Annotated in this window: 7 protein-coding genes; 1 reads left to right on the top strand and 6 read right to left on the bottom strand. The window is 46.3% G+C overall.

Going from position 1 to position 11,180, the window contains the following annotated elements:
- Positions 1-163: 163 nt before the first annotated feature.
- The 6 genes from eboC to VN105_RS22145 all read right to left on the bottom strand — a co-directional run bounded on the left by eboC (position 164) and on the right by VN105_RS22145 (position 10,177).
- Positions 164-1,084, bottom strand: coding sequence for a UbiA-like protein EboC (gene eboC / locus VN105_RS22120; RefSeq protein ID WP_325644293.1), 921 nt, complete (start codon positions 1,082-1,084; stop codon positions 164-166).
- 54 nt (positions 1,085-1,138) lie between these two features.
- A complete protein-coding gene (locus tag VN105_RS22125) occupies positions 1,139-2,125 on the bottom strand; it encodes a TatD family hydrolase (protein WP_325644295.1) in 987 nt (328 codons plus the stop codon).
- Positions 2,126-2,148: 23 nt separating this feature from the next.
- Positions 2,149-3,048, bottom strand: a complete 900-nt coding sequence (locus tag VN105_RS22130; protein ID WP_325644297.1) for an EboA domain-containing protein — start codon at positions 3,046-3,048, stop codon at positions 2,149-2,151.
- Positions 3,049-3,486: 438 nt separating this feature from the next.
- Positions 3,487-5,022, bottom strand: a complete 1,536-nt coding sequence (locus tag VN105_RS22135) for a VCBS repeat-containing protein (RefSeq protein ID WP_325644299.1) — start codon at positions 5,020-5,022, stop codon at positions 3,487-3,489.
- A 110-nt stretch (positions 5,023-5,132) separates the two neighbouring features.
- Positions 5,133-6,908: a RagB/SusD family nutrient uptake outer membrane protein gene (locus VN105_RS22140; protein ID WP_325644301.1), complete on the bottom strand. Its 1,776-nt coding sequence runs from the start codon at positions 6,906-6,908 to the stop codon at positions 5,133-5,135.
- 32 nt (positions 6,909-6,940) lie between these two features.
- Complete coding sequence (locus VN105_RS22145) at positions 6,941-10,177, bottom strand: TonB-dependent receptor (protein WP_325644303.1); 3,237 nt, start codon at positions 10,175-10,177, stop codon at positions 6,941-6,943.
- Positions 10,178-10,771: 594 nt separating this feature from the next.
- Here VN105_RS22145 and VN105_RS22150 point away from each other — a divergent pair.
- A complete protein-coding gene (locus tag VN105_RS22150; protein ID WP_325644305.1) occupies positions 10,772-11,146 on the top strand; it encodes a transmembrane 220 family protein in 375 nt (124 codons plus the stop codon).
- Positions 11,147-11,180: the final 34 nt, after the last annotated feature.

Genomic DNA, 11,180 nt, shown 5'->3' on the forward strand with positions numbered 1-11,180 from the left:
GTTATCAAACACCAGTTACTCAATGAAGTAATTACCGGTCAGAAACGCACCGGTTAAATCTTACGCAGAAGCTGGCGGTGAAGAATACCGCCGGGCTGGTGAAAGAAGTCATGAAAAGGGGAATAGTGGAATAAACATGCGTACCGGCTACCTGCAGCCGTTGTCAGGTAACGGCAAAAAGTTTACCCAGCACCAGTGATATTGGCAATAACAATATAACTGCCAATGCGAAAGGAATGGTGGCAAAAGCCGCCACCCAGGCAGCGTTCATTGCAATCAATGCAATGATCCCTCCTTTTACTGCTTTCCCGATATTGGGTCCTGAAGGATTTTTCATGGCCCTGAACAGCGGTACATTGATCATGATAATGAATAGCAGGATAAAGGGAAGGGCCAGCCAGAAGCGGTGGTGTATATAGGCTAAAACGCCCATGGTAATGTATACCGCCGCGTAGCATACAGCGGTAAGGCGCAGGCTTTTAACGCTGCCCCCGTGTACTTCTCCCCTGCTGATGTTGGTTACCGCTGCAATGTAGAGGATGGGGATAAAGCCCATCCACCAGTATGTTTCCAGCATACCGGGTACAATACTGATCCCCAGGAGGAGGTTGAGGCCGCGGCAAAGGCCCATGTTGAGCGGGCCGAGCACCGCATGATGTTTTCCCCATTTATCATAAATGAGCGCCGAGGCGGCTACTCCAATGGCAAGCCATCCTGCGTAGCCGGTGAGGCGCCCTACTGAAAAAGCGGCGAGGATGCCTACCAGGAGCAGGTAGCTGCCTAGTATAACAGCTTGTGTTTTTGAGATAACGCCGCTGGGAATGGGCCTTTCGGGGCGTTCTGTGCTATCCAGTTCTGCGTCGAATACATCGTTGAAAACAACACCGCCTCCATACAGGCCAATAGTAGCAAGGCAAAGGCATACTACCGGGAGGATAAGATCCAGCGTAACGGTACTGAATGTAACATTTATAAAGTAGGCCGAAATGGCAACGCCAGCCAATATGTCTGCTATTGCAGTTACGATATTGGCTGGTCGCATCAGGCGCAGGTATCCAATCAATTTGCTAACAATATAACTCACCGTGCAATTAGGTTTTCATGGTTCATTGCCAGCAGAACCGAAGCTGTCAGGCCGTTACCGGATGATGGTTGTGTTTTTATCAATTCGAGGCTGTTGTCCTCCGCGTAAAATAGAGCTTCCGTTAAATTTCTCACTTTGATCAATATTTGCTGTTGCATCAAAATCTGCTTCGTTTATCTGGCCGCTCTGTGCAAAGGCTTTCACAGCATTGGTGTAAGTTACCAAATGAATATCATTCGAGTCAATACCACTTTCGTGCATTAAAGCGGCGGTTTTGGGAACGGCGAGGGGATCGCTGATGCCCCAGTCGGCAGCGGAGTTCACCATAATACGTTCACTTCCATACTGTTTAACTACAGCTACCATGCGTTCATTGCCCATTTTAGTGAAGGGGTAGATGGTAAACGCAGCCCAGAAGCCACGATCCAGCACTTCTTTCACTGTTTCTTCGTTATTATGATCTACAATGATCATGTGAGGTTCCAGGCCATGTTCCAATGCAATGTCCATACTGCGCTGGGTACCTTTTTTCTTATCGCGGTGAGGGGTATGTATCTGTACGGGCAGCCCGGCTTCTTTTGCCAGTTCCAGCTGGGCGCGGTAGTATTTTTCTTCCAGGGGGGTTTGGTCATCGAAACCGATTTCGCCCACGCCTACTACGCCTTCCTTATAAATGAATTGTGGTAATATTTCCATTACGGCTTCGGCGAGCTTTTCATTATTGGCTTCTTTGGAATTGAGGCCAATGGTGCAGTAGTGTTTGATCCCGAACTGGGAAGCGCGGAAACGCTCCCATCCCAGGAGGCTGCTGAAATAATCGCGGAAGGTATCAACGCCGGTGCGGGGTTGTCCTAACCAGAAAGCCGGTTCAATGATGGCTACCACGCCTGCATCGGCCATTGCCTGGTAATCGTCTGTAGTACGGGCCGTCATGTGTACATGCGGATCAAAGAAGCGCATGCCTTTTATTTTATTAAGATAAGCCGGGCTATAGGTAAGTGGTTGGAGATCTTTCTCTGTTAAATCATGGATTCCGCACATAATCTGATCAATTTTATTTTAGTTTATTTAATTATTTTTTGGGCCAGCGTATCCCAGGTAATGCTACCGGCCTGGATTTCAGCCTGCAACGCAGGGTCGGTGGCCAGTAAAGCTTTAGCGGGCGGGTAATGGCATTGTGCGCACACCAGTGCGGCGGCTTCTTTCTCTGTACTGTTCACGGAGTGCCATACGCGGGTGATATCCGCAAAGTTGGCTTCATCTACAAAATTCACCAGGATCCGCCACTGCATTGGATCGAGTGTTCTGCCGGCAGCCCATCTTTCATGGGCAAAGTCAACCAGAATGCCTGCCAGCGCGGCGTTGGCTCTTTCGTCCAGGCCGGTGATCAGGTGTAGTGGTTTATCGGTAAAAATGGCTTTCATTACCAGCTGATTCCAGGCGGGTTCCGACAGGTATTTTGCCGGGTAAGGGTTGTGCAGCATAATAGCTTCCTGTACGATGCCTATGTTGGAGCGGATCCCTTCCGAGGTGCGTGCAGCCCATTCTTCCGGCCATGGCAGCAGCGGGAGCGCGCTGTATAAGGCTGCCAGCTCATTCATTTCCGCGGCGTTGAACAGGTTTTCCAATACTTCCAGGTACATGGATTTGTTGGTTACCGGCAGCTGCAGCAGCCACCATACCCTTGCAAGGCGGTCTAACGTCCAGCCCCGTACGAAAAATGAAGGCAGTAATGCCTGTAGTTGTTCATTTTCCGTTGTGGAAATACGGATCAACTCTTTACCTGTGAAACGCGGAATAGCTGTAAAAGTTTGATTAAACTGCGGGATGGCACCGGTTTGTTGTTGTAGCTGCAACCGCTGTTGCAGCCAGGCATTTGCTTTTTCGTTTCCGTTGTTCCTTATGACCGTACTAAGCAGCGTGTTCACTTTATCCTGATCGTATACATATTCAGCCACTGACATATCCTGTTTAAACTAATAAATGCTGATTTCCCAATAAAATTAACCAGTAATAATGGGATTTTCAGAATCCGGCCACTTTTTTATGATAGATGGCAAAAAATGAAGATAAACCCGTTCACATCAATGGTTGAACGATGAGGGGAGACACAAAATAAAAGAGAGGCATTACTGCCTCTCCTTCCGCCATTCTAAAACCTGATTATACATCAGGATATCTTCACAGCACAGTGGCTCAGACGGCAGACACGGTGCAATAAGGTATATGTTGGGAAAACATTGATCAAGAACGATGGTACTTTAAAGATCTGTAATATATGAGTGCTCTTCTCTATAAGTTTAGACCTGTAACAAGCAACAATGCACGTAGCAATAAATACGGGCGTAAGATACATATTGTCTCCTTTCATTCCAAATAAACAAGTGATTTTTACGTTGCATTTAACGTGCAGCATTGTTTTGTAATACTATAAAAGGCTGATATTCTTTCCAGTCAGGCTTATAATCATCAAGTATGATAAAGCCCTGTGCGTAGTTTCCAAGTACAATATCCAGGTCGCCATCGTGATCATAATCTTTTACGTCCATACAGATCCATCTGCCTTCTTTATCGATCGGTGGTGAATGAGGAGTAAACGTAAGCGGTTTATTTCCTCCTTCAAAGAAAATAAATTTCTCCCCGGGAAGATGCTGGAAATCAGCAAAGAAGGCGATAGCAGCGATATCAGTTTTACCATCCTTATTGAAATCCGCTGCTACTGCTTTTGTACAGCCATTCACCGGGTAATGCCAGGCTTCCCTGTATTTATTATTTCCATCATTCAGGTAGACGAATATTCCGTGGTAAGGTTTAAGCACCATAGAAAAATCTGCATTATCTCCGCAGGTATATAGTATATCAGGTTTACCATCTCCGTTAAAATCTGCCAGTTGGAAACTGGTAGAACCGTTGAGTGGTGGGAACCGGAGCAGGTTGGTGGAAACGAAGCCACCTTTTTTATCATTTTCAAACAGCCAGATCCCTTCATCGCCGGCGGCGAACAACACCATAAAGTCCGTATAGCCGTCGTGGTTAAAATCGCCTGTTTCCGCGTGGATAGCGCCTGGTACTTCCCAGATGGGGAACTGTTTGTAACTATGGTCAGGCAACTGTTTCAGCCAGTACAGGCCACCCTGGTTATGACCGAAAGCGCATACCAGCAGATCTGGCAAACCATCCTTATCAAAATCGGCCTGCAGGGTTTGCACCGGCCGTTTCAGGAAGGCCATGAGGTCGTGCTGCCTGCTTTGCGGATCATTAGGCTGCACGCTGGTAATAATGCCAGCGGGCGCATCCAATGCCCGCATGTTACCTATTTCAGTGAGAATAGCCTGTTGCTGCCCGGCAGTATCTTTTACAAAGAGTATATCGACAGCGGGAGATGGCAGATTACGAATGTTAACGGTTTGTAAATTCCCGTCCCACTGTGTGAGTGTATTGGAGAGTCCATCGCTGGTCATAAGATGGCCGTTATCCGGGTTAAATGCCACCATAGTGGTAGCCACGGGGAGGGTATCTTTGAGCACGGGATACTTCACTGTAAAAACGGACCAGTCGCGTTGCAGCGGCTGCAGTGCTTTTGCAGGCGGTAATTTTTCCGGGGCGGTATTCTTATAATACGCTACCAGCAGCTCCCAATCCTGGATGGGGATCAGCGCTGGTTTGTCGCCGGGCATTGGCGGGTAATAGGAGTTCTCTCCCCATACTTTTATCCCAAGTTTCGGCGCCATGGCGGGCAATACGTGTTTCAGCCAGGTTTCTTTATCCAGCAGGTCGGCGGATACAGGTAAATGACAACCGGAGCAATATTTATCTGCCAGTGCTTTTCCTTTTTCTTCCTTTGTGGGTGTATGGCAGCTGATACCGATGACAAGGCAGGTGGTGATGAAAAACAGTGCGGCAAGACAATACCGGTTACTCATTGGTTGATTGGTCATCGGTGAATATTTTAACGGGCATTGTAAAGTACTAAAATGTTATATAAAAACGAATGCAGCGAAAAAGATCCGCTGCATTCGTTCCATTAAAAAAGCGACAGATATAGCTGTTAGTAATTCGGATTCTGCTCCAGTACCCTTACTCCTCCTACCATGGTGAGGTCGATCTGGCGTTGAGGGATGGGGAAGTATTCGTTCTTTCCTTTTGTGAAATGTCCGCCTTTCAGGTCATTGGTAATAGCTGATTCATACTGGATGAAGGCATTAAGCGCCACATCCGCAATGCCCCAGCGCACGAGGTCGAAGAAGCGGTGGCCTTCCGTAGCAAGTTCCAGTTTGCGTTCAAAATAGATGGCTTTTAACGCCTGGTCTTTGCTGCCGAAAGTAGCAGTGTACCTGCCTATTTTGTAGTTCGCCGCCATTTTGGTGGGATTAAAGCCTAACATTGGTTTAGTGTCATCCAGGTATTTATGCAGCCAGTGTTCAGGGTGATTGATCATCCTGTCGCGGATCTGGTTCACCAGGGCCGTAGCTCCCGGCAGATCGCCGGTTTGCGCATGGCATTCAGCCGACATGAGGATAACATCTGCGAAGCGGATGAGCAATACATTGATAGCTGATCCCGGCGCCCAGGAGTGTGCATCTTTGTATTTATCCTGGTTAAACTGCCAGTACACCATTTTCTTTGGCGCATATGGTCCGGCATAAGCCTGATCTCTGATCCAGTTGGCACCAGGGTGATTTCCCCAGTCATGGTAAGGTATTCCACGGCGTCCAACGGTCCAGTCGAGACGTGGATCCAGTGTACCTGTTTCAGGTGTAAATGGGGTGCTGGACAATGTATCCTGATCGTTTTTCACCGGATTAGCGTTCCAATTATCGAGATTGGGTAATCCAGTGGCGGGATCTGTACGGTAAGAGTTTACAAGATCCTGTGTAGGCTGATAAAATCCGCAGCAGCCGAAGGGGCTGTTGTAAGGGAAGTTCAGCATTTCTCCCTGGTTTGCATTGGCGATGGTATTAGTACCATCGTTAGCTGTCATCTGGATAGCGAATACAGATTCAGAGTTATTCTTTGTAGCGGCATCGAAGTTGTCTTCAAACCTGTTTGTGAGCGCATACTTCAAACCATTGGAAGTAACGCCTGATGCAATGGCCTGGTCGAACAGCGGCATAGCTTCTGCATACTTTTTCTGGTAGAGATATGTTTTGGCCAGGTAGATCTGAGCAGCCCATTTATTTGCTCTCGCCACATCGCTTTGTGTAGCGGGCAGGTTATCTGTGGCAAATTTAAAATCGGCTTCAATAAAAGGCCAGATGTCCTTATCGTTTTTGATACGTACTTCAAGGGTAGTATCTGTGATATAAGGCACTTTATTGAACATCTTTTTCAGTTCAAAGTAGTAGTGACCACGAAGAAACCGGGCCTCTGCTGCCACTTGCGTTTTTTCAGCGTCGCTCATATCAGTTGCAATCGGAAGTTTTGCCAGCACGGTATTACAGCGGATTACCCCTTCATACACGGCTCTCCATTTGGTGTTGAAAAAGCCGTTGCTGGGATCTACCGTAAATTTCGCGATAGGATCTATACCTGGCTGGTCGCCACTGAAGCTACCCTTGTGGGAATCGCCACCAGCCACGCTGCCATAGATCCAGTTAGTAGGAGAAGCTTCCCATGGGCCGCCACCGCCGAGGGCTGCCTGGGCAGTTTGTTGGCCGTCGAGCGAGGCATAGGCGCCTACCAGTAAATAGTTTATGCCGGCTTTATTAGCCACTATTTCATCACTGAGGGAACCAAGCGGTCCCCGTTCCAGGAAGCTCTTGCTACAAGCACTGATTCCTATTGCCAAAGCAAGAATTACACTTAAATATCGTAATGTTTTCATTTTTCTCAATTTTGCTTTTCAGGAAAAAATTATCAGAATGTTACATTCACACCAAGCAGGTACTGACGCTGGTTTGGATACGCTCCTTCATCCACGCCGAAGTTGCTGGTACCACCGGTAATTTCAGGATCTATACCTGAGTATTTGGTGATGGTAAACAGGTTAGCAGCCTGCGCATAAACCCTGAATTTTGTGATGCCCACTCTCTGGAGCACATTGCTTGGGATGGTGTATCCCAGCATGATATTTTTTGCCCGCAGGTAAGAGCCGTTTTCAACGAAGTAGGAGTTAGGAACGTTGGAAGTACTGAAAGATGGTGATGTTTCCTGGATAGGCGCTTTAGCGTTCTGACGGGTTGGCAGCCAGGAATCATACAGTGCGGTTTTGCTTTTTGCACCTTCGAAAGAAGGGTAGAAATCTGTCCACCATTTTACCTGGTTCCAGATCTTGTTTCCCTGCACTCCATAAATGAACATGCTGAAATCCCAGGCTTTATAAGTAAGACCGATATTCAGGCCATAGCTGAATTTTGGATTAGGATTACCGAGATAAGTACGGTCGGCTTCTGTGATCCTTCCATCGCCATTCACATCGGCATATTTGAAGCGGCCTGGTTTGGTGTCTGTCTGGTATACCAGTGAGTTATCGTTATATTGTTTCCTGGTGGCTTCGTTAGCCGCATCTATTTCTGCCTGGCTATTCCAGAATCCATCTACCTTATAACCAAAGAATTCGCTGATAGATTGGCCAACGGCATTACGGATAATGAAGGTACCGTTAAACCTACGTTGTTCCTGGTCGAAATAAGGAGCAGCATCGGATATTTTAACGATTTCATTATTGTAGGTAGTGAGGTTAGCGTTCAGGTCCAGCTTGAGATCTTTGGTAAGATTCAGGTTGGCAGTAGCAGAGAAATCGAACCCTTTATTTTTCATTTGCGCCACGTTCACATAAGGAGCGGCGGCGATACCGTAAACGCCTGGTAATTCAGGGTTATACAGCAGGTCTCTTACATCTTTACGATAGTAGTCTGCTGTTATTTCAAGGGCGCCTTTGAACAGTGTTGCATCTATACCGATATTGGCGTTTACGTTGCTTTCCCATTTTGCATTGGGGTTACCGATACGTGTACGGTAGAAGCCTTGTAAAATTGAGTTGGATGTACCTTTCAGGTCATAGAACGAATTTCCTTTTTCAAACCCGTAAGCGGTGAAGGAATTCTGGGGGTCCACGTTGATCTGGTTGCCCATAATACCATAGCCTCCACGGATCTTCAGGTCAGACAGCCAACTGATACCTTTCATGAATTCTTCCTGTGAAATACGCCATGCCGCGCTTACTGCCGGGAAGTTACCATACCTGTTTGAGGGGCCAAAACGGGAGGAACCATCACGACGGATCAAAGCCCCGAGGAGATAGCGGTCTTTGAAGGAATAATCTACCCTGGCGAAGAGAGAAAATAATCCATCAGAGAAACGGTTACTGTAATTGGTTGGCGTGCCGCTACCAGTGCTGAGATTTGTAAAATCAGGATCGAAGGTAAAATAATCGAGATTAGATCCGCCAACAACCCGGCCTTGGTTATCGAAGGCTTCCGTACCGAGCAATACTTTCAGGTCATGTACCTGGTTGAAATTTTGATGATAGGTGAGCGTGTTGGTCCATGTCCAGTCGTAACCAGTTCCTGAATTTTCCGTGTACGAATTCACTTTATTGTTTTCAGCGTTTTCATATTCGGGTAAGGTGAAGTTGTGATTATTAAAGGAATAGATTTCTCCACCAAAGCTGGTGCGAAGGGTGAAATGTTTGAGGATATCTGCTTCTGCAAATACGTTACCCAACAAGCGGTTGGCCAAAGTTTTGGTGGTACCGAAGCGTTCCTGGATAGCAACGGGGTTACGGGCATTACCCAAACCTTTACCAAAGCTGCCTGCATAATTGCCTTTAATATCATGTACAGGAATGATAGGCATTTCACGGAAGGCCATACCTATACCGCTACCTTCAGTAAGGGCGCCGATCTGCGGGTTATTAATGAGGGAATATTCCAGGTTCTCACCTACCCGTATATTATTGGTAATATTATAGGTACTATTAGCGCGAACTGCGTAACGTTTATTATAAGTATTGGTTAAAGTACCTTGCTGATTAAAGTAATAGAAAGAGAAGAAGTAGCTGCCTATATCCCCACCACCTGCTACTGAGATATTATGGCTGGTGATCGGCGCTGGCTTAAAGATTTCGTGGAACCAGTCGGTACCCGATTTATTTGCTTTTACAATACGGTGAAATGCGTCCAGATCACCGGCTAGTTTATAATTCGGGTTTACGAAATAAGTGGACGGATCAGTGCCTGGATCTCCTTCCATAGCTCCCTGCGGAGCGATGTAATCGGGAAGACGTGGCGTAGCGCCATTACCATATTGTTCATCTTTATAAACAGGATTAGGTGTTGTATTGGCGATAGCCATCCATTTCAGGTTGGCTTGTTCCTGCGGACTGAGGATGTTCCATACGTTTCCGCCTTTAGGCCGTTGTGTACCATAGTAACCATCGTAGGAAACCTTTACTTTACCGGTTCCTCTTTTGGTGGTGATGATGATAACGCCGTTGGCAGCACGGGCACCATAGATGGAGGCAGCGCCTGCATCTTTCAGTACCTGCATGGTTTGTACATCATTAGGATTTACATCAGTAAGATTGGAAATAGGGACTCCATCTACCACATACAATGGGGTATTGTTTCCGAAGGTATTTACACCACGGATCTTCACCTGTGGTTCCTGGCCGGGCTGGCCGGAGCCGAGAATAGTAACACCGGATACTTGTCCCTGTAGCTGGTTGGCTATCTGGGAGGTTGGTTGCTTGGTAAGGTTTTCCACTTTTACAATGGACACCGAACCGGTAAGGTCTTTCTTTTTCTGGCTGGCATAACCGGTTACTACTACTTCTTCCAGCGAACCTACTTTTTCGCTGAGGGAAACGTTGACCGGACCGGATCCTACAACGGCTTCCTGCGGATCATATCCTACAAAGGAGAACACAAGTGTTTCACCTGATTTGGCCATAAGGGAAAAGGTACCGGAGGGATCTGTGGCGGTACCCCGGTTGCTACCTTTCACAAACACGGTAACGCCGGGCAGCGCATTGCCTGAGGCTTTGTCGGTTACTTTACCCGTAACTTTTGTTTGTGCTGATACATTGTTGCCGGCCAATAGCAACAAGAGGCCGCATAGTGCAGCGAGTGCCTGGTAAAATTGCTTTTTCATAACGTGATTTAAGGGAAACGTTTAAGAAAAATTGTTAGTAAATAAGGATTCCTATCTATATATCTCCTTATTGAACAATCACAACTTTGCATAGAGAATCCGTTCCTGCCGCATTCTATTTTGCCGCAGGTCAACTTTCAATAAATACAAAGCATTAGTTTTCATCACCCGTGCATGATGCGCTACACGGCGTCAAAAAAGAAATAGGTGTCTGCTCAACAGTTAAATAAAAACTACTATTTGAATGATGAACTAAACTATGAAACAAACACTGGTGGTCAAGCTGATTTAGGTCATTTGACTGTTGTTTAATTGTTTACGATAGTGAACTCAATACGATAAAAAAAATAAGTGAGAATCTTTTGCTCTAGTAACAAACATTTCAATCTCAGATTTTGGTTCTCACGTGGAACGATGTAATGAACCGAATATATAACATTATTTTAGCTCAAACAAGTGGTCTTTTAACATTTTCTTTAAAAGTGACAAAATTGCAGACTGTTATTCCACTATTCCACACTGCCCGGATAAAATAATACAAGGAATATGCTTTTGAAATTCTTTTGTGTATGTTTAAGCCCTAATTTTTGCGTCATGAAAATATTGAATGTTGTGTTTTGCCTGATGTTCGTTTTGTTTGCAGGCTTACAGTACAATGATCCTGATCCTTATATATGGATGCCCATCTATCTTTACAGCGCCGTGCTTTGCCTGCTGGCATCGCGTAACCGCTTCTACCCGAAATGGTATATTGCCGGTATATTGGTGTACCTGGCTTATGCCATCTATAAGTTCTTTGACCAGAACGGAGTGGAAGACTGGTTCACCAAACACAATGCGGAGAACCTCGCCGAAACCATGAAGGCCACCAAACCCTGGATTGAAGAAACACGGGAGTTCTTCGGATTGTTCATTTGCATAGGGGCGTTAACGATAAATTATTTTTACGCGAAGAGAAGGCGTGCGTAGATCGCCTTCGGCGAATTTTGTCTGACTCAGGATT

The sequence above is a fragment of the Chitinophaga sp. genome, assembly GCF_035564935.1.
Taxonomy (GTDB): domain Bacteria; phylum Bacteroidota; class Bacteroidia; order Chitinophagales; family Chitinophagaceae; genus Chitinophaga.